Raw genomic sequence first — 26,276 nt, 5'->3', positions numbered from 1 at the left:
ATATCCTTATGCTACTTAACTTACTGCTATCTAACCTCAGAAAACATTGGTCCGCGAGAAAGCGTAGTTTTTACATCAACTTGCTGATCGTATCCTAAAGGCTTATCTTCTTTTTTTAAAGCGTCATCAGCATTTTCTTCAGATGAACTATTGCTTTCATCATTATTTTCTTCTAATCTCTGTGCTGATTCTTTTTCTTCACGAGTTAATGGCTCGTGCATAGGAATAAGATCGCGAGGAGCTAATGGTTCTTCACCACGATTTACAACAATCCCCTTAAACCATTCGTCTAATTGCTTAGTTTCATTATTGTTTTCTGCCAACTCTGTTGCTGCAGGCCCGGAAAATACTCCACGAAGCATCCAGCGAGGACCATCAACTCCAACGATACGAGTTGTAATACTCTTTTCTCCAACTTTTACAGGAAGCAAAAGTTCAGTTCCAAATTCGCCTTGTGCGGTGCAAGCTTGGCTATTTCCGTCAAGTAAGTCTTTGCATACTTCATTCCAAATACCAGTAGATTTCGGAGCAGCAAAAGCTTCAACTTCAACACTTGACGATCCGTAAGTTACTGTTGCTCCAATTACTTGACCATTTTCGCGCTGCTTTTTTACGCGTAATTCTATACCTTGGAAATATGGAATATAAATTGAGCCAAAATCAAGATAATCACTGAAATCAGGAGCATCTTCATCGTTGAAATCCCATGGACCAGTTTTTAACTTTACAACTTCATCTACATCTTTTGAAGATTTTACTTCTTTATTTCGGCCAAATAACCAGCCCATTATTCCTCGTTTCTTAAAACAACAAGCACAACAATAAGCATAATGCCAATCATCGTAAATTGCTCAACTTCACCAGATTACCACAAGCAAAGCACTGAAAATATGCATATAAACAAATACTATTACTTAAGTTTCATTTAATGTAGGTTAATAATCACACACCATATTTTATGGTTAAAGGCGCGTGATCCGACCATCTTGCCTCATAACTTTCAGCGCGATCAATCACAAAACCACAAGCGCTTTCTGCAATTTCTGGCGTTGCAAACTGGTAGTCTAATCTCCAACCAACGTTATTGTCGAAAGCTTTGCCGCGCTGACTCCACCAAGTGTATGGCCCTTGAATATCTCCTGCAAGCATGCGCATAACATCCACAAATTCATACTCGTTAATCCAACGGTCAATATACGCGCGTTCCTCCGGCAAGAATCCTGCACTTTTTTCATTCGCTTTAGCGTTTTTAATATCTAACGACGTATGCGCAATATTAAAATCACCGCATAAAATCGCCTGATTCCCACCACTTGCCGCTGCATCTCGAAGCTCACCCAAGCGAGTAAGCATTGTGTCTAAAAAGCGGAATTTTTGCTGCATTTTTTGTGAATCATCCACATTTCCAGCGTGAACATACACTGAAGCAACAGTAATTTCATAACCTTGAGGCGTACGCACATCGGTTTCAACCCATCGCCCAGAATCAACGTCTTCACTTAAACCTGGCAAACCGTAGCGCTTTGCTACTACAGGAAGTGATGTAACTAGCGCTACCCCAGCTCTACCCTTTACGCGGCAGACTTCGTTTGCATAAGTAAAATTATCATTTTCTACAGGATTTGCAATATTTTCAGATGCGCGATACCCCATTTCAATTTTTGTCATAATTGGGTCGATTGCGTCCTGCGGAGCGCGCACTTCTTGCATGCACCATACGTCAGGAGTGTGAGCATCGGACCAGTCAAGCATCCCCTTACGCTCGGCCGCACGAATACCATTTAAGTTTGAAGTAGTAATTGTAATCATAAATCTAACTCTAATATGCGCATTACACAAATATGCGCGCTGCACAAAGCAAAAATTAAGGTGCAGAAATTTATAAACCCAGTTATTAACCAAGTTATAAACCCTGCACCTTTATTTTTATTTTATTAGATTAGATTAAATATTTAGATTAAATTAATCCAAGCCAAGTTCCAAGTTTCCACCAGGAATTGCGTCAAGAAGATCGCGAGTGTACTCCTTTTGCGGATGATCAAACACCTCATCGGTTGTAGCATGCTCAACAAGCTTTCCGTGCTGCATAACAACAACCTCGTCCGCAATCTGTCGAACAACAGCCAAATCGTGAGTGATGAACAAGTAGCTTAATCCGCGCTCTGCCTGCAAATCATTAAGCAAGTGCAAAACCTGATCTTGCACAAGCACATCCAAAGCAGAAACAGCTTCGTCACAAACGATAACATCCGGATCCAAAGCCATTGCGCGCGCGATTGCAATGCGCTGACGCTGGCCGCCTGAAAGCTCGTTCGGGAATCGAGTCATAACAGAAGCAGGCATACGAACCATGTCCAAAAGCTCGCGCACGCGATTCTGACGGCTCTTTTTATCGCCAATCTTATGAATTCGCAAAGGCTCTTCAATAGAACGATAAATCGAATACATTGGGTCTAGCGAACCGTAAGGATTTTGGAATACTGGCTGAACATGACGACGGAAATCAAGCAAATCCGCGCCCTTTAAGTCAGCAATATTCTTTCCTTCGTAAGTAACAGTTCCGCTTGTAGGCTTAAGAAGTCGCAAAACCATGTTTGCAACAGTAGACTTACCAGAACCGGATTCACCCACAATTGCCAACGTTGTTCCGCGCTTAATAGAGAACGAAACGTCGTCAACGGCCTTGAAAAGCTCCTTCTTTCGAGGAAGCTTAAACTCGCGAGTTAAGTGGTCGACTGTAATAATGTGCTCGCTCTTTTCAAGAGTTTGCTCACCCACTACGTGATGCTCAAGCAAATTATCCGCATTACCACCATGCTCCTTAACAGAAATGATTCGCTGAGAAGCAAGGCTTGGAGCCGCAGCAACAAGTCGCTTAGTATACGGATGCTGTGGATGCTGCAAAACATCCAAAGATGGACCAGATTCAACAACGCGACCCTTATACATAACAACAACGTGCTGTGCGCGAGCCGCAGCTAAACCTAAATCGTGAGTAATGAACAGAACGGAAGTTCCGAGCGAATCAGTAAGCGTATGCAAATGGTCAAGAATGCGCTTTTGCACGGTAACGTCGAGTGCGGAAGTTGGCTCATCTGCAATCAGCAAATCTGGACGGCAAGCCAAGCCAATGGCAATTAACGCACGCTGACGCATGCCACCAGAAAACTCGTGCGGGAACTGACGTGCTCGAGTTGCAGCATCAGGCAAACCAGCCTCATCAAGTAAACCTGCAATACGGTCGTCAACATTAGCGCCAACAACATACTTTTTGGCAATTTCCCAAGCTTTGTCGTCGTTCACACCGTACTTGATTAAATCGTCTGCAACGCGCCAACGAGTTTCAGAACCTGGAACCCACTCTTTTTTGTAGTAGCCCATGGCTTCATTCATCTTGAATTCATCAAGTCCGATTTCTGCCAAAGACTTGCGTGCAACTTCCATCAATTCTGGTAATTCTTTAGAACCAAGGAATGTTTCGTCCTCATTGCTTTTAACTTCTACAGCATCACCTGCAAGAGCTTCCGCAAGAGCAGAACGCTTCTCATGGCTTACGTCAACACCATTTGCAAGAAGAGCTTCCTTAACCTGTGTACCAATACGCCAAACAGGGTTCAAGTTACTCATAGGATCCTGAGGTACCAAGCCCATTGCAGTGCCGCGCAAAGAAGCAAACTCTTTTGGTTTTAATTTGCTAATTTCTTGGCCATTAAGCTTAATAGAACCACCCGTAACATGACCTGTTCCTGGAAGCAAACCCAAAACTGCCATTGCAGAAGTGGACTTTCCAGAACCAGACTCACCTACGATTGCAACCCACTGGCCGGGATATACGCTAAAGCTTGCATCTCGAACAGCGTGAACAGCTTGCTTAGAATCAGTAGTGAAATCAACCTGAAGATTTTTCACTTCAAGCAATGGACCTTGCTCACGCTGCATAGCGAGAGCGTCTACATTTTTATGCGTTGAAATGCTCATAAGTTTTATTCCTCCACGCTAACTTCACGCCTTACGGCTCTTTGGATCCAACGCATCCTTTACAGCGTCACCCATCATAATGAAGGCAAGAACTGTAATAGCAAGCGCAAATGACGGATAGAACAATACTTCTGGACTATTATTGAAGTACCTGCTGTAAGTAGCAATATCTCCACCCCAGCTCACGGTAGTAGTTGGCAAACCAATACCTAGGAAGCTAAGTGTTGCTTCCAACACGATGTAGGAGCCTAGAGAAGTTGTGCCAACAACAATGATTGGAGCCAAAGAGTTTGGAATAATATGCCTAAAGAGATTTCGTATAGGCCTAGATCCTAAAGCTGTAGAAGCTGTGTTAAATTCTAGATTCTTTGATTCCATAACAGCACTTCTAGCTATTCGAGCAACACTAACCCAACCGAATAGAACCATAACTAGAATTATCTTCCACATTGATTTTGTGGTTCTAAACATTTGGAGAACAACTATAGCGCCAAGAAGCATAGGCAAAGCCAAGAAGATGTCGGTAATGCGGCTAAGAACAGCATCAACCCAACCTCCGAAGAAGCCTGCAATAGCACCAATTAAAGAACCAACTAAAACAACCAAAGCTGTAGCAATTATGCCGATTGTTACAGAAGTGCGAGTTCCGTATACTACACGAGCGTAAATATCGCATCCCTGCTTATCGAATCCAAGAGGATGACCAGAAGAACTTGGCATCAAAGAGTTATTAAGTACGCAATACATTGGATCTTGCTTAACGAGCAATCCTGGGAATAATGCAATAAATAAAATTGCAATAATCAATATTGCGGAAATAATAAACAAAGGATTTCGTCTCAAAGTACGCCATGCATCAGCCCACATGCTCGTAGCAGGAGCAGACTCGTCAACGGAATCAACTTCTTGTAACGGAGTTTCATCCAAGGAAGCAACATAACGTTCCTGTCCTGGAAGAGCAATATCTGCAGCAGTCAAATTTTCCTCAACTTTTTCTTGCATAATTATGCTTCTCCTTACGCGTAACGAATTCGCGGATCAAGAGCCGCGTACAAGATATCAACAAGTAAATTACTGACTACGAAAATCAGCATAAGCAAGGTAACTACAGAAACTACCAGGTTGCTTTCACCCTTCAAAATACCTTGATAAGTAAGGAAGCCAATACCATGAATATTAAATATTGTTTCTGTAATCATAGCGCCGCCCATCAATGCACCCAAATCCTGGCCCAAGAAAGTAACTACAGGAATAAGCGAATTGCGCAAAATATGACGAATAATTACCGAGCTTTCTTTTAAACCCTTCGCACGAGCTGTACGAACATAGTCGAGCGCAATATTTGACGAAACTTCAGACCTTGTAAGTCGAATTACATATGCCATAGATACAGATCCAAGAACCATTGCAGGAGTGAGCATATCTAAGAATCCAGGATCATTACTTACATTAGGAGGAAGAATATGCCACTTAATACCAAGCAAATACTGCATAGCATAACCAGTTACGAAGGTTGGTACGGAAATAAGAAGCAGAGAAACAATAAGAATTACGCTATCGTACCATTTGCCTTTTTTAAGACCAGAAATAATACCGAAAGTTACACCAAACAGAGCTTCAAATGCAAACGCCATAACAGCAAGCTGAATGGTTACAGGGAATGCACGACCAATCTCATCAATAACAGGCTGACCCGCAAAGGTTTGGCCAAAGTCAAGAGTAAGCGCATTCTTTAAGAACAGTAAATATTGAATAATAAATGGTTTATCTAAATTATAATTAGCTCGAATTTGTGCTGCGACAGCAGGATTAACTGGTTTATCGCCAAACATTGCATTTACCGGATCACCCGGCAAAGCAAATACTAAAGCATAAACCAATAACGTTGTGCCGAGAACAACAGGAATCATCTGCAAAATTCGACGCAGAATGTACTTACCCATCGGCTTCTCCTTGAATTGTTAACAATTACTCGCAAAAACAACAAAGTGCCACTCCAGTTGAAAAAAATTTTTTGGATTAATTCCTTCGTTCCTTCAACTGGAGTAGCAATTTCGCTATACGCGATATTAAATTATTGAGAGGTGATATCAGAATTAAGTATTTTTCTGAATATCATGAAATTAATTTATATAAACTCCATATGAAGATTTAAATCTTACTTACGAAGCTGGTAGTACAGTGGCATGTTCTGCCAATCCATTACGAATCCCTTCAAATTGTGATTCATAACAGCCTTAGCATTCATGTAAAGCAGTGGTACAGATGGAAGATCCTCAAGAAGAGTTTCGCCAGCTTCATGATAAAGCTTAGTTGCTTCGCTTGCATCGGAAGATGCAGTAGCCTTGGTAAGCAATTCATCAAACTTTGGATTCTTGTAATCGCCATCATTAGAACCATTGCCATCAGCTGCGACAGAAGCGAACTGCTGAGTCAAGTAGTTTTCTGGGCTTGGATAATCTGGCATCCAGCCTGCACGCCATGCGCCCTTAACCTTACGCTTGGTGCATGCATCGCGGAACTCCTGGAAGGTTGGGATTGGCGTAGTTTCTGCCTTAACACCCAAATTGTTCTTCACATAGTTCACAACTGCATCGAACACGGACTTAGCAACAGCGTTATCAGCATTGTAGGTGAAGGTAAGAGGACCATCATACTTGGAAATGGCTTCTGCCTTAGCCCACAATTCCTTAGCCTTCTTTGCATCGAACTTCAAATGCTCGCTACCCTTCAAATTAGGATCGTAGCCTGGGGTCTTTGGAGAAGTGAAGTCGTTAGCAGGAGCAGCAGTCTTGTTCAGCACCTTTTCAGCAATTGCCTTACGATCGATAGACATGGAAACTGCTTGACGACGCAAGCGGCCTTCCTCAGTCTTAACATCGAAGTGTGGGAGGCTGGAAGCAATAGTGAACTGAAGAATTACAGAACCAGGCTTGTTGTAAGCAGTGATTGTGCTATCGCTCTGGAAGTTGCTGGTTTCAGTATCTGGAATGTTATCGGTCATATCGAGGTTGCCGGACTGTACGTCACGGTAAGCAGCATTACCATCGGTGTAAATCTTAAAGGTAACGCCATCATTCTGAGCCTTGCGAGGGCCTTCGTAAGCCGGGTTCTTCACAACTTCAATCTGCCTGTTGTGATCCCAAGACTTGAACAAGTATGGACCGGAGGAAACAGGCTTTTCACCATAAGCCTTTGGATCCTTGTAGAAGGATTCTGGAAGTGGAGCGAATGCCAAGTAGCCAACCTTAATTGGGAACACGGAATCTGGCTGCTTCAAATCAACGGTGAAGGTGTTCTTATCTACAACCTTCAAACCGGAAAGCTGTTCGTCGCCCTTCAAACCATCCTTCTGCAATTCGTCATAACCCTTAATGGTCTGGAAGAAGGAAGCGCACTTCTGTGCATTCTTAGCGTTGGCAACAAAGCTCCAAGCCTTGGTGAAGCTTTCAGCGGTAACAGGAGTACCATCGCTGAACTTCTTGCCTTCTTTAAGCTTAACAGTGTACTGAGTTGCGTCTGCGTTTGGAGTAACGCTTTCAGCATCCTCATTTACTGGGTTGCCCTTTTCGTCAAAAGTGACCAACGTTGAGTTGACCAACATAGCAGGACGTGCACCAGCGTTTTCGTTAATGTTGCCAGGCACCAATTCGTTCTGTGGCTCAGTGTTATTTACGGTAATAATAACTTTTCCACCGTTTGTCTGCGCAGTCTTCGAAGCAGATGAGCCGCAGCCACCAAGCAACATGGCCAACGAGCAGGCCGCAGCGGCAAAAGCTAAAGCCTTATTCTTCATATTTATTCTCCTAACGTCTGGTAGGCAGGATGCTATATCAATACAAAAAGCCAAGTCATGAATAAAATAAAATCCATCTAGTTTTTATTGCCAGATGGATTCTTTTAGCCAATGACAAGGCCTCTTCGTTGATTAAAATTCAATGATACGTATTTTTGCAAACATTGCAAGAGTATAAGTAAATTGTAAAATTTACTGTTTATATCTAAAAATTACTGATTAAAACACCATCTTTTCGCATAAAAACTAAAAAACTTACTATTTTACCAATAATTTTTACTGTTTTTTACTGATTTAAATATATTACATATATGTAAATTATGTAATCTTTTATGTAAAGGCTTTGTTAATTACAGAGAAATTATGCATCTAATATGCAGATAATTAAGCACGCGGAAAAGCTTGTAAATACCGCTGTTTCAACGCTTCTATAGATACATGCGTATAGCGTTGAGTAGTATTAAGCGAAGAATGACCCAACAATTCTTGCACTTCTCTCAAATCTGCCCCACCGTTAAGCATATGCGTAGCCGCACTGTGACGCAAAGAGTGCGGAGAAATATCCGGAACATGCGCACTTTTAGCCGCATCATGAACTACTTGTCTTACTAATCGCTGATCAATGCGCTTTCCGCGAGCGCCAAGAAATATTGCAGTTTGTGCAGAATCTTTCAATAAAATTTTTCGCCCGCTATCTGAAAGCCATTCAGACAAAGCTTTTGCGGCCGGAATCCCAAAAGGAACAACGCGCTGCTTATTTCCCTTACCTGTAACTTTTATAGTATGCGATGAAAAATTAATATCTTGAATATTTAATCCAGTAAGCTCACCAACGCGAATGCCAGTTGCATATAAAAGCTCAATAATTGCAGCATTGCGAAGTTCAACAGCTTTCTGATTTTTATTACACGAAGATGAATCATTAGCTTTAGAATCAATATTATTCATTAGCGCTTCTGCCTGAGACTCATCTAAAACAGATGGAAGAACATTCTTAATTTTTGGAGTCATCAAAATTTCTGCAGGGTCACCATTTATAAACCCAACATGCTGGCACCATGCGAAAAATCCGCGCACAGCAACAACTTTTCTTGCCAAGCTTGAACGAGCATGATTTCTAGAAGCGTCTGCCATCCAAGAACGCAAATCATCCGTAGTAAGATCTGAAATATTTTTAAAACCGTGACGATTACACCATGCTAAACACTGTTTAATATCACTTGTGTAAGCTCGATTCGTGCGCTCCCCCAAGCCCTTATTCGCGCTTACATACGTAATGTAATCATCTACTAAACTCGCATATTGGGCAGGAAAATTTACGAAACTATTGGAAGCCACTCGCTTATTTTCCATGCTTAATCACCCTTGCGTAACTTTATAAACGTTTGCCATACGCGCCAGTCACATGCATAATACAACAAGGAGCATGTTATGGAAACACGTATAAAAAACTTGACTACACTACCACAGCGAATACCTGCAGGCACGCGCATAGTAGTAAGAACATACAAAATTATAGAAGAAAATAACGATGGAAAGCAAAAAATCGAGTATCATGATGCGATTGGGCACGTACTTGAGTGGGATGGAGAAACGCTTCACTTACTTCGAGATCCTGCAGCAAACGGCACTAGAGCTGCCGAAGAAATGTTCATTGATGCCAGCACAATTGCACGCTTAAGGCCAATGCCGGAACGCAAATTCCAAAAGCCGCTTAAAATATAGACATTAAAACTCGCGCCACACTAAGCACAAACTCGCATTAGACGTTGCTTAGAGAATTATCTGCGCACAATAGCAGTTGCGAAGATTCGTTGGTATTAAATCCGCAGATTTCAACAATAGATTCACCTAAGCGCGCGGATTCTAGTAATTCCTGCTGCCAATTGATTCTGGAATCATACTTCCACAATCTGCTATTAGCAGCATCGCTTTGATTTGCAGCATCACTTTGTTGCGTATTCGTTTTACACGAGTTGCGCTGCTGGTATTTATATTCTCTCCACGATTGAGCTTTAGCAAAAAACTCTTGCTCATTATCGTCAGCAACTTCTACATCTTGATCCAGCATATCCGCAGCAAAAGTTAGTTCAGAAATTACAGAACGCAATAATTTCGCAGTATTATGCCGATTTTCGCTTACCATTGCGCGCGTGCGTTGAGGATCTGTAAGAGCAACGCGCGTCATATCTCGCCAAGAGCCTGCAGATAATTGCAAAGCAATAGCACGATTAGGCTGATCGCATAATACATTTGCAAGAGAAGTCGCAACAACGTGAGGCATGTGAGAAATAAGTGCCACAGAATTATCGTGCGTTTCGTCGTCTAAAACTATTGCGCGATTCTTGCATAGCGAAACAATCATTCGTAAAACATTGCTAACTCGCCAAAATTCCGTGTTGCTATCAACGGTTAAAGCCCACAAAGCACCATTTAAAAGCTCAGCACTAGAAGCTTTCCAACCAGTAAATTCACTACCCGCCATAGGATGCGAACCAACGTAGCAATCCTGCAAACCTGCTGCAGCAACTTGCTGGCGAACTAAAGTTTTTACACTACCAACATCGCTAATAGTTGTGCGAGATTTGTCAACATAAGGTGCGATTTCCTGCAAAATACTTGGCATAGAAGCTAGAGAATTGCACAAAATCAGAACGTTTGGGCGAAGCTTAGCTAAATCTTGCACATTGTCCACGCAAGTAATTCCTAAATTTTCAGCTTCTTCGTATGGATTATGATGACGATTCCACGCATAAACGCTACATTCAGGCAATTTTGCAAGTCTTTTTGCAAGAGATCCACCAATAAGACCAAGACCTACAATACCAACAGAAAAATTTTGCGAAAATTCAGCGTTTTCTACCATAATAATTCTCTTTCTGCCTGCATTACGTTCAAATTGCGCAAAGAATCAACCGAAGGTTCAACACACACTCCGCCATTAGGCAGCATCCAATCGTTCATCACAGGATTATTGCGCTTTTCGGAAGGATACACTGCTAAAACTCGAACCCAATCTCCATGCTCAACAACCTCTTGAATCATATCTTTACACATAGAATCCCAAGGAGCAGAATCAACAGTTGCAATAAAACTGTATAAACCATCCTGCCCTTTAATTGGCCTAGACATAAAAGAAGTCATATTAAGACCATGATCGCGCACAACGTCAAGCAAATTTGCTAGCACGCCAGCGCCCGTGCAACGCGGAATAAAAGCAATAATTGATGAAAATGATGAAAAGTTTTCGCGCTGAATATTAACAAAATCTAAAACCTCATCTCGAGGAGCTAATACTAAAAACTCAGTGCGAGCGCCAGAAAAATCTTCAACACCTTCGCTCACAATCTGCCTATTGTATAAATCGGCACAAATTCTAGGGCATAAAGCAACTTCGCCAGGAACTAAATCCCTACAAGCAGCAGCGTTTGAAGACGCAGTTTTTTCTTTCAAACCGCGCTTTTGAGCAAACTTACGGCATTGTGCCAACGCGTGCGGATGAGCAACAATAGCAGAACAGTTATCAATTGAATCTGACTTGCAAATAACAGCATCAAAACTAATATCGACGCCTACGCGAGCAATGCCAACCATATTTTTTGCATCGATTAGTAAATCTAAATTAGGTATTACAACGCCTTCAATATTGTTTTCCCACGCAATAACACCCCAATTGTTATGCTTCTCAATTTCACTAGCAATGCTAAGAACATTCTCGCAAGCAGCTGGAATAAGTGGCAAATTATCAAATGATTGTAACTGCTGTTGAACTTTTAAAGCAGCTTGATGAGTAAAAGAACCTTCCGGCCCTAAATAACATAATTTACGAGCACTATTACTGTTCTTATTACTATCCATGGCTATTCCCTTAAAGACCACTGTAAAAAATACTGTCAAAACTATTGTAAAGACTACTGTAAATTCTTTACTTATTTAACACTATTCAACAACAAACCAACGCTGAGGCATACAAAGCAAAATTGCGTGAGCAATAAGAATGCCATAAAGCCAAAAATACCCAACGTATTTCACACACCAAGGCATAGGAATAGTAAAGCCTACAGGAATAAGAATTGCGTTACCAATAAAACCAAGCGCTAGAATCCATACAACAGCAGAAAAAACTACTGCGTGAATAAATAATCCCCACCATCCACTACGAGCTCTGGAACACCAAGCAGAAAGTGCGAGCAATATTACGGCAATAACAAAACCATATGGCAAATTATTCATTGCTCCAGCGCGATGCACAAAAGTTCCAATTAGTGCGCATATTGCAGAAGAAACACACGTGGTCGCATACCTACCCCATAAAGGTAAGCGATGCGACCACGGTTTTGCTGTCATAGTAAATCAGCGCCTCAATTTACAAATAGTATTTTCGAGAATACATCACGCAGCATTATTGTTTTGACGACGCTGCTTAGCACGCCACTTATACCATTCGTCACGGCTCAAAATAATCTTGCGAACACGAATTGCTTCAGGTGTAACTTCCACACACTCGTCTTCGTTAGCAAAATCAAGAGACTCTTCCAAACTCATCTTAATTGGCGGAGTCAAAGTCTCAAGCACATCAGCAGTCGAAGAACGCATGTTAGTCATGTGCTTAGCAAGCGTAATGTTTACATCCAACTCGTCTGGCTTGTTGTTAATACCAACGATTTGGCCTTCGTAAACTGGGCTTTGCGGATCCACAAAGAAGATACCACGAGCCTGCAAACGCTGCATAGCGTAAGGAGTTGCAACACCCTTGCGATCGCAAACCATGGAACCGTTCTGGCGAGTAACAATCTGACCAGCCCAAGGAGCGTAGCCTGCAGAAATAGAGCTTGCAATACCAGTTCCGCGAGTAGCAGAAAGAAGAGCCGTGCGGAAACCAATAAGACCACGAGAAGGAACAGTAAACTGCAAACGAACCCAACCAGAACCGTGGTTGCTCATAGAATCCATGCGGCCTTTACGATCAGCCATAAGCTGGGTAACAGTACCCATGTACTCTTCTGGAACGTCAATAGTTGTACTTTCCATAGGCTCGTTAATTTGACCATCAATAGTCTTAGTAACAACCTGAGGACGTCCAACCGTAAGCTCGTAGCCTTCGCGACGCATCTGCTCAGCCAACACAGCCAACGCAAGCTCGCCACGACCCTGAACTTCCCAAGCATCTGGACGCTCAGTTGGAATAACCTTAATAGAAACGTTACCAATAAGCTCGCGGTCCAAACGATCCTTAATCATACGAGCAGTAAGCTTATGATCTTTGCCTTCAGTTCCAGCAAGAGGAGAATCGTTTACGCCGAAAGTCATAGAAATTGCAGGATCGTCAACATGAATTAACGGAAGAGGCTTTGGATCGTTCTGATCAACAATCGTTTCGCCAATCATAATATCGTTGACGCCAGCAACAGCCACAATATCGCCAGGACCTGCAGAAGCTACAGGAGTACGCTCCAAGCCTTGAGTGCGAAGAAGCTCAGAAACACGGAAGTTTTCAATAGAGCCGTCGACGCGGGAAAGACCGTAAGTTTTACCCTTTTCCAAAATGCCGTTATAAATACGAACTAAGCCCAAGCGTCCAAGGAAGTCGGAGGAATCAATGTTTGCAACATGAGCTTGAAGAGGAGCGCCTTCCTCGTATTGCGGAGCTGGAATATTTGAAATAATAGAATCAAACAGTGGTTCCAAATTGTCGTTATCTGGCAAACCGCCATTTTCTGGCTGATTTTGAGAAGCATAACCGGCTTTAGCAGCGCAATAAATTACTGGCAAATCAAGCAAAGCATCGAGATCAAGATCAATACCTTCCTCAACAACATCCTGAGCCAAGCCAAGAAGCAAATCTGTAGATTCGCCAACAACTTCTTCAATACGAGCATCTGGACGATCAACCTTATTCACGCACAAAATAACCGGAAGCTTAGCTTCCAAAGCTTTACGAAGCACAAAACGAGTCTGCGGAAGTGGACCTTCAGAAGCGTCAACAAGAAGAACAACGCCGTCAACCATGGAAATACCGCGCTCAACCTCGCCACCAAAGTCAGCGTGGCCAGGGGTATCGATCACGTTAATAGTAATGCCTTCTGGGTGACCATATTTTTCAGCCAACGGACCGGTGTACTGCACAGCCGTGTTCTTAGCAAGAATAGTAATGCCCTTTTCGCGTTCCAAATCATTGGAATCCATAACGCGATCTGGAACTTCTTCACGCTCAGAGAATACGTGCGACTGTTGAAGCATGGCGTTTACCAGAGTGGTCTTACCGTGGTCGACGTGCGCCACAATTGCCACATTTCGAATATCACCGCGAACAGTCATCACAAACCTCTTCCATTCTTCGCGTTTAAGTAACTATTTACAAGCAACTATTTTAAAGCTGAAGCCAATCAAATAGCCGCAATACGTTATTGGCAAAACCAAAATCGGCAAACTGCCAAACCTCGCCGATTTTACTCGCGAGCTAAGACAGCCTTACAAAAAAGTGCGAGAAGTAAAAACAACTCGCGCAAATCAAGCAGTAAAAAACTTAAGCAACAACACCTTTAGCAATAAGCTCGCGCGCAACCTCACGATACTCTTTTGCAGTCTTGTGCTCAGGAGCAAAAATAGTAATAGGAACTGCAGCAACAGTAGAATCCGGCAATTTAATAGAGCGGGAAATCACGGAATGCAAAACTCGGTCTTGGAAAGCTTCGTAAATGCGCTGTAAGACTTCTTCGCTATGCAAAGTGCGTGTATACATAGTAACCAGAACGCCAAATACTTTAAGATTTGGATTAATTCGCGACTGCACTTTTTCAATAGATTGCATAAGAAGAGCAACACCTCGAAGTGCAAAGAACTCTGCAGCAAGCGGAATAATTACGCCATCTGCTGCTGTTAGCGCGTTTACAGTAAGCAAACCTAGAGAAGGCTGGCAGTCTACGATAATAACGTCATACTCGTCTCTAACTTTACGCAATACGCCTGCGAGAATCTGTTCACGGCCAACTTCTGTAACCAACTGAACTTCTGCAGCAGATAAATCAATATTCGCTGGCATAATATCAATATTTTCGGTTTCAGTATGACGAATTACGTCGTGAACATCTACTGACGAATCGAATAATGCTGTATAAACCGTGTTGTCAAGCGCGTTAGCGTTAATGCCAAGACCAACAGTTGCAGCACCTTGCGGATCGAAATCAACAATTAAAACGCGACGACCATACTGGCTTAAAGCTCCAGCAATGTTAATAGAGCTGGTTGTTTTACCGACTCCACCTTTTTGATTGCACATAGCAATAATTCGCGCAGGACCGTGAGAAGTAAGCAGCTCCGGCGCATGAAAAGTCTCGTATTCGCGTCCAAGTAAATCAGTAGGCATGTTCCCCACTTTATCAACAGGTATACTCACGAAACTCTGAGAATGAAATTATCTAGCACGAGGATGACTCATTACATACGCTTCGAATAAAGCATCTGGGCTAATGTGCGTGTAAATTTGCGTAGTTGTTACAGAAGCGTGACCAAGAAGCTCTTGAACTGTGCGAACATCTGCACCTCCTGCAATAAGATGCGTGGCAAGAGAATGCCGTAGCGTATGCGGATGCAAGGGGCGTCCAAGTTTTGCGCGACTACCTGCATCAACAACCACAAACCATGCTGACTGGCGAGATAAAGCATTGCCACGTTTATTTAAGAAAATAGTGTGCAATTCCTTCTTGCCTTTTGAAGATAATATTGGGCGAGATTTTTCAATATACTTACGAATAGCCCTAATCGCGCAACCACCAATTGGAACTAGACGCTGCTTTGCGCCTTTGCCAGTAAGTTTTACAACGGAGTCGTCTAAATCAATATCTTCGAATTTTACGCCAACTGCTTCCGAAATTCGCGCTCCTGTAGCGTACAAAAATTCTAGCAAAGCTGCATCTCTAATCGAAATAGCGTCCTCGCTACCAAAATTTCCAGCAGCTTCAATAACACGATTTACTTCATCAATGCTTAGCACATCCGGCAAGTAATCTGCCTGTTTTGGCGCTTTTACAAACGCTGAAGCGTCAGCGCTAATATCTCCATGAGCGAGCATAAAACGATGCCATTCGTGAATACTTGCAAGTCTTCTAGCAACAGTGCGAGATCCCAAACCTAATTTATGCAAAGTTCTAATATATGATTCAATATCTAACTGCGAAATAGCGGTAACATCTTTAATTTTTCGCTCACCGTAAAGCCAAGATGCGTAATCTTGCAAATCTGAAGCGTATGCCGATACAGTTTTTTTAGAAAGACCACGCTCAATATCAATATGCGCAATAAAACGTTGAATATAAGATGCAAATTCTTCAGGAATATTATTTTTTCTATTGTCAGAATCAAGATTTGAGCGCATAAAAATAATTATAGCTAATAAGTAAATTTGTTGTTTTAAAAGAAAAAGCCCGCCTTAAAATAGACGGGCTTAAAATCAAACTCTATTAAAGCGAAATCAGGCTTCAACTGGAGCGTTTACGTCAGCTGGCAATGCAGCCTTAGCAGCTTCGACAACAGCCTTGAATGCTTCAATATCGGAAACAGCGAGCTCAGCAAGAGCGCGACGATCCAATTCGATGCCTGCCAAATGCAAGCCCTGAATGAAGCGATTGTAGGTAATGCCTTCAGCGCGAACTGCAGCGTTGATGCGCTGAATCCACAACTTGCGGAAATCACCCTTGCGAGCCTTGCGATCGCGGAAGTTATAAGTAAATGAGTGGAGCAGCTGTTCCTTTGCCTTGCGGTAAAGACGGGAGCGCTGACCGCGGTAGCCAGAAGCCCTCTCAAGAACAACGCGACGCTTCTTGTGAGCGTTTACTGCGCGCTTTACTCGTGCCATAAGTATTCCTCAGCTTTCTTAAAAATTTATGATTGCGTATTCGTTTACAAGCAATTCTTACTTGTTACTTACTTAACGAGCAAGCCCTTAAGCTTCTTGCTCTGCGCAGTAGCCAATACTTTATCTTCGGAAAGAGCACGACGTTTACGAGCCGACTTGTGCTCCAAGTTGTGGCGCATGGCGCTACCATCGTGCATCACCTTACCGGTACCGGTAAGACGAACGCGCTTGGACGCTGCGGAATTAGTTTTCATCTTCGGCATTGCTGCCCTCCTTGTGATGTTGATCGGATTGCATAGCATTTACTGCATCTGCAGCCTGTGCCTGCACTTCCTGCTTTGCCGCAAGACGTGCAGCCTGGCGAGCTTGACGCTCTGCACGAGATTCAGCGCCTCTACGACGCTGCTCAGACTGTGTATGAATCTTCTTGCCCTTTGGAGCGAGAGTCATAATAATATTGCGACCCTCTTGCTTCGGCGCAAACTCAACGGTGCCACTTTCAGAGACCTCATCCGCAAGTCGGCGTAACAGTTCAACGCCGCCAATTGGACGAGACTGTTCGCGGCCACGCAACATAATAGTGACCTTTACCTTATCTCCACCGTTCAAGAAACGAAGTACATGACCCTTTTTAACGTCAAAATCATGATCATCAATCTTGAGGCGGAAACGAATTTCCTTAACCTCAGCAGTGGTCTGATTACGGCGTGCTTCACGAGCCTTCATCTTTTCGTTGTACTTGTACTTACCGTAGTCAATAAGCTTGGCTACTGGAGGCTTAGCAGTAGGCGCTACCTCGACGAGATCGAGGTTAGCTTCCCTTGCAAGGTTTAACGCGACAGAGGTTGCGATAACTCCCACCTGCTCGCCTTTTGGACCAATAAGGCGCACCTGAGGGACTCGAATCTCCTCGTTAATGCGTGGTTCGTCGCTAATGATGACTCCAATCCTTCTAAATACTGGTAGAATGCAATACACCAAGAAGTCCAAGAGTTTAAGGATTCAACACTTCATATCAATAAAACGCGCAAAATTACACGCGGCAAGCAGCTTAAAACAAAGCCAACTCGCATGAGCGAAGTAATGAACCCGAAACCACAGTAGGCTTCCAGGTGGGGACATCCCACTTTCTTGATTACTCAAGCCAAATGTTTAGTATACTACATGCCTTGACAAATAACCATTGCGCAAATTGTTAATAGACTTGCTTACGCAACCTGCACAGGATCAGGCTTCAATCCGTCGTGATTAAAGTACACGTCATACCAGGTCAAGAAAGTGTAAACTGTCCAAATCTTGCGACGATCGTCAGTACGCTTAGCATAGTTGTTATCTATCATTTGAAGTAAAGCGTCACGATCGAAGAACTTTGCCGCATCGTCACTTTCAAAAGTTTTGCGCACAATCTTATAAAAACGTTCTTCGCGCAACCAATCCTTAACTGGCACTGGGAAACCGAGCTTTTCGCGGTCATACCAAGCTTTAGGCAAATGACGTGCAGCCGCTTGACGGAAAGCAAACTTCGTATTTTCATCAGTAATCAAATACTTAGTAGGAACCTGCTCTGCAACATCCATAAGCATACGGTCAAGTAAAGGCACACGAAGCTCCAAAGAGTGAGCCATTGTCATTTTATCTGCCTTAAGCAAAATATCTCCCGGCATCCACTGATGCATATCGAGATACTGCTTCTTCTTAACTTCCGAAAGACCCTTACCTAAAATTCTGTTGTAAATAGCACCAACAATATCCATAACATGCGGACCTTTACGGTATTCAGGCTTCAAAAGTTTTACAGCATCTTCCTCATTGAAAACCTTTGACTGTCCAATAAAATGCTCCTCAGCTGGAGCCAAATTAGCGTACAAATGCCATGCTCCATGGAAATGCTTTCCTTTTGCTGCTCTACCAATTGCATAACGCAACTTTTTCGGCAACTTTGCGAGCATACGCGTCACAACTTTAATAAGCTTGGAACGCGTGTGAACACCATAATCAATGTATCCTGCAAATAATTCATCTGCGCCTTCGCCGCTTAACACAACGCGCAAATCCTGAGAAGCTAGCTTCGCTAGGAAGAACAATGGGACGCAAGAGAAGTTAGAATCAGGCTCATCTAAATACCATTGAATCTGCGGGAAATAACGGAATGCGTCTTCAGCATCAATAATTTCAGATTTATTATTCAAGCCAATAATTTTCGCCAATTCTCCAGCCTGCTTGGACTCGTTATAACGTCCACCAGCAAAACCAATTGAATACGTGTGCTCTGGGCGAGCAACAGCGGCAACATAGCTAGAATCTACGCCTGAAGAAAGGAAGGAACCAACTTCAACATCTGCAATCTGATGAGCTTTAACAGAATCGCAAACAGTTTTATCAATCAAATCCACAAGCTCGTTCAAATGCTGCTTGCTTTCACGGAAATTAGGATCGTAATACTGTTCGATTTTCATCTCACCATTTTTATAAGTGAAGCAATGTCCTTCAGGAAGCTTAAACACGCCCTTAAAGAAAGTCTCACTAATTGCAGGATATTGGAAAGTCATAAAAGGCTTAAGCGCGTTCTCGTTTAGTTCCTTCTTAAAATCCGGGTGACGAAGAAGAGATTTAATTTCGGAACCATACATAAAAGTACCGTTCATTTGCGCATAATAGAAAGGCTTAATACCAAAATGGTCGCGAGCGCCGAACAATTCTTGAGTTTGCTTATTCCAAATAACAAACGCAAACATTCCGCGCAAACGTTTAAGTAAATCCTTACCCCACTGTTCATAACCGTGCACTAATACTTCTGTATCGCAATCAGTGTGGAAAATGTGACCAGCTTTAATAAGTTCTTCGCGAAGTGGCTTGTAGTTATAAATTTCACCGTTGAATGTAACTGCAAGATTTCCGTCTTCGTTATACATTGGCTGAGAACCGCCGTGAAGATCAATAATGCTTAAACGACGAAATCCCAATGCTGCATGATCATCAATCATTGTGCCATACTCGTCAGGCCCACGGTGAGCAATTACATCCGTCATATCTTTAACAATTTGTTTTTTGACGTTAATTGGGGTGTCATTAATGAACCCAGCAATTCCGCACATTTATTTCTCCTCGTAAGGTGCACAACACAAGTCATATTATTTTCCAACAAATTATTTTCCTGCTACTTATGCAGAAAATCTATAATGTCTTAGAAAATCTAGTCTGATATGCAATGTTACATCAAGCGCTTTATGTTATTGAAGAATATCAAGCAAAAACATAACAAAATACTACTCAATACAGCGTTTGTAAACTATTGTTTGAAAGCATTAAATAGATACTAATAGCGCGTTATTATGATGATATGGAACCTTTGCAACGCTGCGTAGTACTAGCAGCAGGAGATTATTACGACAATACACGTGAGCATGTGCCGGATCGCGCACTAACTATTGCTGCAGATGGTGGATGGGATCATGCATGCGAATTAGGTTTGCATGTAGATGCTCTTATTGGAGATTTTGATTCTGTTCGCCTTAAGCTTCCTACCGACGCCATTATTACACGTTTGCCATCTGAAAAGGACGATCCAGATTTACTTTCCGCATTAAAAGTTGGATGGTCTAAAGGAGCTAGAGAATTCCATATTTTTGGCGGCTTAGGTGGACGCGTTGACCATACAATTTCCAATATTCAACTTATGGTTCGCTTAGCTCGTCGCGGCGGAATTGGCTTCTTATATGGCGACGGTCAAATCGTTACCGCTATTCACGATGGTTCACTTGATTTTCCAGCATCAAACGGAAGCGAATCTCGCATAGTTTCAGTGTTTTCGCACACTCCTGTTTCAAATGATGTAAACGAGACTGGTCTAAAATATCAGCTTGAGCATGCTGTTATGCACGGCGACGCTGTTCAAGGTTTAAGCAACGAATTATTAAACAACACACCGGCTCATATTGATGTTCATGAAGGAACGCTTATTGTAACATTCCCAATTAACGCTCCTTTGCCGCAAGTTAGCTGGTTCAAGAGGCCTGTTGGAGATTTAGGTAAAATTGACACTTCTATTTCTGAAGCATTAGCTGTTCCTCTGGAAAGTGAAGCAACTCCAACTGACTCAACTACTGCAGCTGCAGAGTCTATGACTTACAACGAATAGACCTTTAACTCTTTACACATTACGTGCACTGTTCTGCAACTTTTCGTACAGACCGCACACTAAAATAAACACCGTTAATTCAAATAACGATGACCACAATGCGTGAGTTTTCATCGCGAAAATAGCGCGACTTAAACGTTGCGCACGAGGTCTCACTCAAGGGAGAACCACATGACAGTCAAGATTGGTATTAACGGTTTCGGTCGCATCGGTCGTCTTGCATTCCGTCGTATTTTTGAGCTTCAAGCTCGCGGCGGTCAAGCCGGTGATATCGAAGTCGCAGCCATCAACGATCTGACCACTCCTTCTATGCTCGCCTACTTGCTTAAGTACGACAGCACCCACGGCACATTCCGCCACGATGACGGCACCCCAGTTGAGGTGACTTCTACCGAAGACGCAATCGTCGTAGACGGTAAGACTTATAAGGTATACGCCGAGAAGGACGCCAATAACATTCCATGGGTTAAGAATGATGGCGTTGAATTTGTGCTTGAATGCACCGGTTTCTATACTTCTGCAGAAAAGTCCCAGGCTCACTTGAACGCTGGCGCTAAGAAGGTTCTTATCTCCGCTCCTGCTAAGGATGAAACCACCCCAACAGTCGTATTCGGCGTAAACCATCAGATTTTGAAGGCCTCCGACAACATTGTTTCCGCTGGTTCTTGCACCACCAACTCCATGGCTGCCATGGTTAAGCTCTTGCAAGATAACTGGGGAATTAAGTCCGGCTTCATGACCACAATCCACGCTTACACCGGAACTCAGATGATTCTTGACGGCCCACGCGGCTCCAAGCCACGTAACAACCGTTCTGCAGCTTGCAACACCATTGAGCACTCCACCGGCGCTGCTAAGGCAATCGGCAAGGTTGTGCCAGAAGTTAACGGCAAGCTCCAGGGTCACGCACAGCGTATTCAGGTTCCAGATGGTTCCGTTACCGAGTTGACCACCGTTCTTGAGAAGCCAGCAACCACTGAAGAAATCAACGAAGCCTTCAAGAAGGCTTTTGAGAACTGCGAGTACTTCGGCTACAATGCCGACAGCATCGTGTCTTCCGACATTATTGGCGACACCCACGGTGGCGTTTTCGACCCAACTCAGACCGATGTGAACACCGTTGACGGCGTAACTTTGGCTCGTACCGTTACCTTCTACGATAACGAGTGCGGCTTCACCGCTAACATGATTCGCACCCTTCTTTACTTCGCTGAAATCTCCGAGTGATTTCGCTCAAGTAAAAATCAGAATAATCTGATTTTGTAAGGTTTATAAAACCCCTTGTGCTGCTTTCTAAGCTCACAAGGGGTTTATTTTTTAGATTCACATTAAGTCAAAAGTTGGTATAGCATATCATGTAACACAAAATTGCTACTAAGCCACGCAATATAAGGGGAAACGCAATGAGTAAAAAACATGCAGAAACAGGAAAAGCAACTCCTGCTATTGCTCAATTAGAAAAAGCAGGAATCAATTTTAGAATTGCTCAATATGAGCATGATGCAGATCATATGGATGACGGCTATGGGATTGAAGCTGCTGAAAAACTTGGAGTAAGTGCCGCCCAAGTTTGTAAAACACTTATGGTTGATACTGGCGAAAAGCGAGTAGTTGGAATTGTTCCAGTAAATGGACGACTAAATATGAAAGCAATTGCTGCAGCTGTTGGCGCAAAGAAAGCTAGTATGACAAGCCCAGAAGTTGCGCAACGTGAAAGCGGATACGTGGTTGGCGGAATTTCGCCGTTTGGTCAGAAAACACATCATGAAACAGTTCTTGACACTAGCGTAATGCAGTTTGATGAGATTCTTGTTTCTGGAGGAAAGCGCGGACTTGACGTGGTGCTTAATCCTCAAGACATCGTAACATTGTTAAATGCAACCGTTGCAGATATTGCAGCATAAGTTTTCTGCAACGAGATTTAGCATAAGCTAGGCGTGAGCTAGTATAACGTCTTGGCAACGTGCGATAATCCCTAAGGTTGTTAATTAATCGTTAAGGAGTACCATTATGGGTATGCGTGGCCGCAAGCGCAAGGCGCGTCGTAAAAAAGCAGCAAATCACGGCAAAAGGCCAAATGCTTAAGCTGTAATTTTTGCTTATAAATACTATAAAGCCCGCTTCTACGCGGGCTTTTTGTTTTGATTATCTGCATAAATCTGCAAGCTCGTGCTTTAACTGAGTTCTAGCACGATTAAGCCTGCTCATAACAGTACCAATTTTTATGCCTTCTTCTTTGGCAATCTGCTTATAAGATTTCCCATTGATAGCAGCCTCAACAAAAACTTTTCTGCGATCAGGAGGAAGAGTTCCTAAAGCTGCAATAATCTCCTTAGGAGCGAATCCTTCAAAATACTCTTGTTCCGCAGAAACCAGTCCACTTGGAGAATGATTAGAAGCTTCGTAAATATCCCAATCGTTATAATCGCCAGTTTTATCATTCGCTCGCTTAGGCGCACGCTTTTCTTTTGCGTATTGATTAAAATACAAATTGCGCTCAATCCTGTTAATCCAAGCTGAAAAATTTGTGCCAGGATGAAAAGTTGAGAAAGATTTTAGCGCACGCTCAAAAGTATCTTGTACTAAATCTTGAGCATCCTGAGCATTATTGGTTAATCGCATAGCTTGAGTGTATAAAGAATCAACACATGGAGTAATAAGCTGCTCAAATTGCTCATATTTACGCTTAACAAGCGCGCACTTATTAGACTTAGTCATAACTTAATAATACTTTTTACTTTGCACATAGATTTGCAAATATCTCGACGAATCGCTTTGTAGATTGCCCGCGCGCCAAAACCCGCCATTGCGGTAATATTGTGACTATGCCAACAAATATTAAAGAATTGTTAGATGCTTTAAATGCAGCTCCATTTCAAGAGGAAAACACTCCACTTTCAAAATCGTGGCTGCTTGGTTTCGATACTGAGACGACCGGAGCAAATATTGGTAAAGACGCAATAGCTTCCGCAACCTTGGTTTTAAGAAATCCTTCTTTAGGACACGAAGGCGATACTGTTTCTACATGGCTAATTAACCCTCATCAGCCTATGAATCCTAAAGCAAGCGAAGTAAATGGTTTCACAGACGAATACCTTCAAGAACACGGCGGAGAACCTGTAGAAGAACTTGAAACCCTGGCACAAGCAGTTAGCTTGGCTCAAGCAAAAAATATTCCATTGCTGGCTTATAACGCACCGTTTGATGTTGCTATGCTTCGTCATGATTTGAACCGTTGGCAACTCAAATCTTTAAATCAACGACCAGCTTGCAGCATAAGCACTCTTACAGAAAACGATGTTCTTACGGTAGATCCGCTAGTTATTGATCGCGCTGTTTCTATAAGACCTGGGAAACGCACTTTAACTCTTACTTCCCGATTCTATGGCGTTGAACCAATTGGTGACTTCCACGATGCTACTGCAGATACTGTGGCAGCTCTTGATTTAGTTGCTCCTATTTGCAATGCGTATGAGCAAATTGGAAGCATGACATTAAGCAAGCTAATGAGTTGGCAGAGAGAAGCATATATTCGTTGGAGAGATAGTTTTAACAAGTGGCTTGAATCTCATGGCCGTGAGCCAATTCGTGGGACTTGGCTTTAAACTTGTTTAAAATAAACAATTTATAATCCAATTGCATTATTGCTTAAAAATATTTACTTATGTTTAGCGAAAAGAAAAATATGACTATGCACAACACGTTGTCACTAACAAGCGCAAGTAAGCTTTTGCAACAATATGGCTTGTTGCGCGAAATGATTCAGCATCACGAGTCACAAGATTCAGTTTCCAATAGCGAAAAAGCTACAGACTCTACGCATTCCCGTAATGAAATATGGTCTTTAAACCCGTATTATTTTGCCAATTTTGATGCGGATGAGTGTTTTGCCCACGCAACTTACGATACTCGCGATATTAAGCCTGGAACTTTGCTTTTTATTAAGGGCAATTTTAAACCTGAATATCTTTTAGACGCAGACAGCAAAGGTCTTAGCGCATACGTTGCTGAGCAGAGTTACGCCGAGTACACAAATGCTGTTGGCTTAATTGTTACAGACGTGCGCAAAGCAATGAGCATACTTTCTGCAGCATTCTTTGGAAATCCTCAAGAAAAACTCACAGTTGTTGGAATTACTGGAACTAAAGGTAAAACAACTACCGCATACTTTACTCACGCTATTCTAAACGCACATTCTGGCTCAAAAGCAGCGTTGTTCTCCTCCGTAGATAACTGCTTAGACGGTGTTAATTACGTTGAGTCAGATTTAACAACTCCCGAGAGTTTCGACGCTTTTAAAATGATGCGCGAAGCTGTAGATAACGGCATGAAATACCTTGTTATGGAAGTTTCTTCCCAAGCTTATAAGGTAAATCGCGTGTACGGGCTTAAGTTTGACGTTGCAGCTTTCTTAAATATTAGTCCGGATCATATTAGTCCTATTGAGCACCCAACTTTTGAAGATTACTTGTATTGCAAACGTCAAATTATTGCAAATACTAAGCGATTGGTATTAAATGCGGATGCTGATCACGCAGATCTTTTGTTGCAAGATGCAGAACGTAACAATGTGCCTGTAACAACTTTTGCAAGAATCCAAAAAGATGAAATAGACAATAGTTCTTGCGAAGCTATGAATAGTGACGATTTAGAAGATAATCACATAGATTATTGCGCATCTGTTAACGACGACGACTATGCCGAGCTACTTACGCCTGACTACATTGCAATGCCTACAGGAAACAGTGAGTCGCATTGCATTTCTATTAGAGATACGGACGAAGATAACGGCGATGAAGACGTACACTACTCTACTGTTGACGACTTTTCGCTTGCAATTGCGGGAGATTTTAATTACGAAAACGCTTTAGCAGCAATTGCTATTGCTGGAGAACTTTCAATTAATCAGGATACTGATTTAGCAGCACTGAAATCTATTGAAAATATTAAGATTCCTGGACGCATGGAAGTATTCAAAGACGCACAGTCTAACACAATTGCTGTTGTTGATTACGCGCATAATTATATTTCCACTAAAGCACTTCTTGATTTTGTTGATGAACGTTACGGTAAGGAAAACCCTAGAATTACACTAGTAACAGGATCTGCAGGTAATAAAGCTTACGATCGTCGTAAGGAAATCGTTCAAGCTGCTCAAAATCGTATTTACCAGTTTATTTTTACAACTGAAGACACAAATACAGAAGACGAAATGGATATTTGCAAAGATATGCGAGGCTACATAACTAACGAAAACGTTAAGTCGCATATTATTATAGACCGTCCAGATGCAGTGGAATACAGTGTTGACGACGCTCGAAAAAGCTTTAATCGCGAAGAAAAATTCAACGTTATTCTTTTGATTGGCAAAGGCGATGAGCGTTGGATTAAACACGAAAACAAGCATGTGCCTTACGAGGGTGATTCAGAAATCATAAAACGTCTTTTTACGCTTTAACATTAAGTATTGCAAAAACGTAGAAGTAAACGCTACGAATACATGCTACAAA

The 26,276-nt window shown here is 42.5% G+C and carries 25 protein-coding genes; 7 read left to right on the top strand and 18 right to left on the bottom strand.

Translation table 11 applies throughout. The annotated features are described in order from the left end of the window. Positions 1-26: 26 nt before the first annotated feature. From HXT33_RS02085 to HXT33_RS02055, 7 genes are all read right to left on the bottom strand, one after another. Positions 27-788: a DUF3710 domain-containing protein gene (locus HXT33_RS02085; RefSeq protein ID WP_019260852.1), complete on the bottom strand. Its 762-nt coding sequence runs from the start codon at positions 786-788 to the stop codon at positions 27-29. A gap of 154 nt (positions 789-942) precedes the next feature. Further along, positions 943-1,809: an exodeoxyribonuclease III gene (locus HXT33_RS02080; RefSeq protein WP_102694885.1), complete on the bottom strand. Its 867-nt coding sequence runs from the start codon at positions 1,807-1,809 to the stop codon at positions 943-945. Positions 1,810-1,962: 153 nt separating this feature from the next. Continuing rightward, positions 1,963-3,978 (bottom strand): dipeptide ABC transporter ATP-binding protein, encoded by a 2,016-nt coding sequence (locus HXT33_RS02075; protein WP_421787362.1) that lies wholly within the window; start codon positions 3,976-3,978, stop codon positions 1,963-1,965. Between the two features lie 24 nt (positions 3,979-4,002). Then, complete coding sequence (locus HXT33_RS02070) at positions 4,003-4,980, bottom strand: ABC transporter permease (RefSeq protein ID WP_019260850.1); 978 nt, start codon at positions 4,978-4,980, stop codon at positions 4,003-4,005. 14 nt (positions 4,981-4,994) lie between these two features. Continuing rightward, positions 4,995-5,921, bottom strand: a complete 927-nt coding sequence (locus HXT33_RS02065) for an ABC transporter permease (RefSeq protein ID WP_116712311.1) — start codon at positions 5,919-5,921, stop codon at positions 4,995-4,997. Between the two features lie 215 nt (positions 5,922-6,136). Continuing rightward, entirely contained in the window at positions 6,137-7,774 is a 1,638-nt protein-coding gene (locus HXT33_RS02060) for a peptide ABC transporter substrate-binding protein (protein WP_421787359.1), read from the bottom strand. Between the two features lie 384 nt (positions 7,775-8,158). Continuing rightward, entirely contained in the window at positions 8,159-9,127 is a 969-nt protein-coding gene (locus tag HXT33_RS02055; RefSeq protein ID WP_116793886.1) for a tyrosine recombinase XerC, read from the bottom strand. 78 nt (positions 9,128-9,205) lie between these two features. Here HXT33_RS02055 and HXT33_RS02050 point away from each other — a divergent pair, with 78 nt between their 5' ends. Next, entirely contained in the window at positions 9,206-9,499 is a 294-nt protein-coding gene (locus tag HXT33_RS02050; RefSeq protein WP_375168994.1) for a DUF6725 family protein, read from the top strand. Between the two features lie 37 nt (positions 9,500-9,536). Here the strand turns inward: HXT33_RS02050 and HXT33_RS02045 are convergent, their stop codons facing one another. From HXT33_RS02045 to asnB, 10 genes are all read right to left on the bottom strand, one after another. Next, positions 9,537-10,640: a prephenate dehydrogenase gene (locus HXT33_RS02045; protein ID WP_421787356.1), complete on the bottom strand. Its 1,104-nt coding sequence runs from the start codon at positions 10,638-10,640 to the stop codon at positions 9,537-9,539. Next, on the bottom strand, positions 10,634-11,632 hold the full coding sequence (locus HXT33_RS02040) for a prephenate dehydratase domain-containing protein (protein WP_375168996.1): 999 nt from the start codon (positions 11,630-11,632) through the stop codon (positions 10,634-10,636). The genes HXT33_RS02045 and HXT33_RS02040 overlap by 7 nt, the downstream gene beginning before the upstream one ends. Positions 11,633-11,713: 81 nt before the next feature. Next, positions 11,714-12,121 carry an alcohol dehydrogenase gene (locus tag HXT33_RS02035; RefSeq protein WP_116793882.1) on the bottom strand — a complete coding sequence of 136 codons (408 nt, stop codon included), beginning with the start codon at positions 12,119-12,121 and terminating at the stop codon, positions 11,714-11,716. A gap of 45 nt (positions 12,122-12,166) precedes the next feature. Continuing rightward, positions 12,167-14,092 (bottom strand): translational GTPase TypA, encoded by a 1,926-nt coding sequence (gene typA, locus HXT33_RS02030; RefSeq protein WP_375168997.1) that lies wholly within the window; start codon positions 14,090-14,092, stop codon positions 12,167-12,169. 208 nt (positions 14,093-14,300) lie between these two features. After that, the gene (locus HXT33_RS02025) at positions 14,301-15,140 is read right to left on the bottom strand and encodes a ParA family protein (RefSeq protein WP_119520490.1); all 840 of its coding nucleotides are present in this window, start codon (positions 15,138-15,140) and stop codon (positions 14,301-14,303) included. A 48-nt stretch (positions 15,141-15,188) separates the two neighbouring features. Continuing rightward, a complete protein-coding gene (locus tag HXT33_RS02020) occupies positions 15,189-16,148 on the bottom strand; it encodes a site-specific tyrosine recombinase (RefSeq protein WP_375168998.1) in 960 nt (319 codons plus the stop codon). Between the two features lie 96 nt (positions 16,149-16,244). Then, positions 16,245-16,628 carry a 50S ribosomal protein L20 gene (gene rplT / locus HXT33_RS02015; protein ID WP_004105106.1) on the bottom strand — a complete coding sequence of 128 codons (384 nt, stop codon included), beginning with the start codon at positions 16,626-16,628 and terminating at the stop codon, positions 16,245-16,247. 68 nt (positions 16,629-16,696) lie between these two features. Continuing rightward, positions 16,697-16,891, bottom strand: a complete 195-nt coding sequence (gene rpmI, locus HXT33_RS02010; RefSeq protein ID WP_004128670.1) for a 50S ribosomal protein L35 — start codon at positions 16,889-16,891, stop codon at positions 16,697-16,699. Continuing rightward, positions 16,872-17,609: a translation initiation factor IF-3 gene (gene infC, locus HXT33_RS02005; RefSeq protein WP_205727541.1), complete on the bottom strand. Its 738-nt coding sequence runs from the start codon at positions 17,607-17,609 to the stop codon at positions 16,872-16,874. The genes rpmI and infC overlap by 20 nt, the downstream gene beginning before the upstream one ends. A 227-nt stretch (positions 17,610-17,836) precedes the next feature. After that, the gene (gene asnB / locus HXT33_RS02000; protein WP_116793878.1) at positions 17,837-19,723 is read right to left on the bottom strand and encodes an asparagine synthase (glutamine-hydrolyzing); all 1,887 of its coding nucleotides are present in this window, start codon (positions 19,721-19,723) and stop codon (positions 17,837-17,839) included. Between the two features lie 245 nt (positions 19,724-19,968). On the opposite strand from asnB, the gene HXT33_RS01995 reads away from it, so the two are divergent. The 4 genes from HXT33_RS01995 to HXT33_RS01980 all read left to right on the top strand — a co-directional run bounded on the left by HXT33_RS01995 (position 19,969) and on the right by HXT33_RS01980 (position 22,851). After that, positions 19,969-20,766 (top strand): thiamine diphosphokinase, encoded by a 798-nt coding sequence (locus HXT33_RS01995; protein ID WP_116793877.1) that lies wholly within the window; start codon positions 19,969-19,971, stop codon positions 20,764-20,766. A 171-nt stretch (positions 20,767-20,937) separates the two neighbouring features. Then, complete coding sequence (gap, locus tag HXT33_RS01990; RefSeq protein ID WP_004134581.1) at positions 20,938-21,993, top strand: type I glyceraldehyde-3-phosphate dehydrogenase; 1,056 nt, start codon at positions 20,938-20,940, stop codon at positions 21,991-21,993. Between the two features lie 176 nt (positions 21,994-22,169). After that, on the top strand, positions 22,170-22,670 hold the full coding sequence (ybaK, locus tag HXT33_RS01985) for a Cys-tRNA(Pro) deacylase (protein ID WP_116793876.1): 501 nt from the start codon (positions 22,170-22,172) through the stop codon (positions 22,668-22,670). 106 nt (positions 22,671-22,776) lie between these two features. After that, positions 22,777-22,851: a 50S ribosomal protein bL37 gene (locus HXT33_RS01980; protein WP_369803150.1), complete on the top strand. Its 75-nt coding sequence runs from the start codon at positions 22,777-22,779 to the stop codon at positions 22,849-22,851. Positions 22,852-22,911: 60 nt separating this feature from the next. On the opposite strand, the gene HXT33_RS01975 is transcribed toward HXT33_RS01980, so the two are convergent. Then, positions 22,912-23,484, bottom strand: a complete 573-nt coding sequence (locus tag HXT33_RS01975) for a sigma-70 family RNA polymerase sigma factor (RefSeq protein ID WP_421787351.1) — start codon at positions 23,482-23,484, stop codon at positions 22,912-22,914. Positions 23,485-23,591: 107 nt separating this feature from the next. Between HXT33_RS01975 and HXT33_RS01970 the strand changes: the two genes are divergently transcribed. Together HXT33_RS01970 and HXT33_RS01965 are read left to right on the top strand one after the other, a co-directional pair. Beyond that, positions 23,592-24,371, top strand: coding sequence for an exonuclease domain-containing protein (locus tag HXT33_RS01970; protein WP_375169572.1), 780 nt, complete (start codon positions 23,592-23,594; stop codon positions 24,369-24,371). An 80-nt stretch (positions 24,372-24,451) separates the two neighbouring features. Beyond that, on the top strand, positions 24,452-26,224 hold the full coding sequence (locus HXT33_RS01965; RefSeq protein ID WP_375169000.1) for a UDP-N-acetylmuramoyl-L-alanyl-D-glutamate--2,6-diaminopimelate ligase: 1,773 nt from the start codon (positions 24,452-24,454) through the stop codon (positions 26,222-26,224). Positions 26,225-26,276 lie beyond the last annotated feature (52 nt).

Source organism: Gardnerella sp. DNF00753 (genome assembly GCF_049244275.1).
GTDB classification, from domain to species: domain Bacteria; phylum Actinomycetota; class Actinomycetes; order Actinomycetales; family Bifidobacteriaceae; genus Bifidobacterium; species Bifidobacterium greenwoodii.
Note: the sequence above shows the minus strand (reverse complement) of the source record. Positions and strands in the feature narration are given on the sequence as shown.

Excerpts from the sequence above, each read along its gene's own strand:
- typA (WP_375168997.1), bottom strand. The coding sequence starts at position 14,092 with ATGACTGTTCGCGGTGATATTCGAAATGTGGCAATTGTGGCGCACGTC.
- HXT33_RS02060 (WP_421787359.1), bottom strand. The coding sequence starts at position 7,774 with ATGAAGAATAAGGCTTTAGCTTTTGCCGCTGCGGCCTGCTCGTTGGCC.
- HXT33_RS02045 (WP_421787356.1), bottom strand. The coding sequence starts at position 10,640 with ATGGTAGAAAACGCTGAATTTTCGCAAAATTTTTCTGTTGGTATTGTA.
- HXT33_RS02065 (WP_116712311.1), bottom strand. The coding sequence starts at position 5,921 with ATGGGTAAGTACATTCTGCGTCGAATTTTGCAGATGATTCCTGTTGTT.
- HXT33_RS01975 (WP_421787351.1), bottom strand. The coding sequence starts at position 23,484 with ATGACTAAGTCTAATAAGTGCGCGCTTGTTAAGCGTAAATATGAGCAA.
- HXT33_RS02080 (WP_102694885.1), bottom strand. The coding sequence starts at position 1,809 with ATGATTACAATTACTACTTCAAACTTAAATGGTATTCGTGCGGCCGAG.
- HXT33_RS02055 (WP_116793886.1), bottom strand. The coding sequence starts at position 9,127 with ATGGAAAATAAGCGAGTGGCTTCCAATAGTTTCGTAAATTTTCCTGCC.
- HXT33_RS02075 (WP_421787362.1), bottom strand. The coding sequence starts at position 3,978 with ATGAGCATTTCAACGCATAAAAATGTAGACGCTCTCGCTATGCAGCGT.
- HXT33_RS02035 (WP_116793882.1), bottom strand. The coding sequence starts at position 12,121 with ATGACAGCAAAACCGTGGTCGCATCGCTTACCTTTATGGGGTAGGTAT.
- rpmI (WP_004128670.1), bottom strand. The coding sequence starts at position 16,891 with ATGCCGAAGATGAAAACTAATTCCGCAGCGTCCAAGCGCGTTCGTCTT.
- HXT33_RS02025 (WP_119520490.1), bottom strand. The coding sequence starts at position 15,140 with ATGCCTACTGATTTACTTGGACGCGAATACGAGACTTTTCATGCGCCG.
- rplT (WP_004105106.1), bottom strand. The coding sequence starts at position 16,628 with ATGGCACGAGTAAAGCGCGCAGTAAACGCTCACAAGAAGCGTCGCGTT.
- HXT33_RS01970 (WP_375169572.1), top strand. The coding sequence starts at position 23,592 with ATGCCAACAAATATTAAAGAATTGTTAGATGCTTTAAATGCAGCTCCA.
- HXT33_RS01995 (WP_116793877.1), top strand. The coding sequence starts at position 19,969 with ATGGAACCTTTGCAACGCTGCGTAGTACTAGCAGCAGGAGATTATTAC.
- gap (WP_004134581.1), top strand. The coding sequence starts at position 20,938 with ATGACAGTCAAGATTGGTATTAACGGTTTCGGTCGCATCGGTCGTCTT.
- HXT33_RS02070 (WP_019260850.1), bottom strand. The coding sequence starts at position 4,980 with ATGCAAGAAAAAGTTGAGGAAAATTTGACTGCTGCAGATATTGCTCTT.
- HXT33_RS01965 (WP_375169000.1), top strand. The coding sequence starts at position 24,452 with ATGACTATGCACAACACGTTGTCACTAACAAGCGCAAGTAAGCTTTTG.
- HXT33_RS02085 (WP_019260852.1), bottom strand. The coding sequence starts at position 788 with ATGGGCTGGTTATTTGGCCGAAATAAAGAAGTAAAATCTTCAAAAGAT.
- ybaK (WP_116793876.1), top strand. The coding sequence starts at position 22,170 with ATGAGTAAAAAACATGCAGAAACAGGAAAAGCAACTCCTGCTATTGCT.
- HXT33_RS02050 (WP_375168994.1), top strand. The coding sequence starts at position 9,206 with ATGGAAACACGTATAAAAAACTTGACTACACTACCACAGCGAATACCT.
- HXT33_RS02020 (WP_375168998.1), bottom strand. The coding sequence starts at position 16,148 with ATGCGCTCAAATCTTGATTCTGACAATAGAAAAAATAATATTCCTGAA.
- HXT33_RS02040 (WP_375168996.1), bottom strand. The coding sequence starts at position 11,632 with ATGGATAGTAATAAGAACAGTAATAGTGCTCGTAAATTATGTTATTTA.
- asnB (WP_116793878.1), bottom strand. The coding sequence starts at position 19,723 with ATGTGCGGAATTGCTGGGTTCATTAATGACACCCCAATTAACGTCAAA.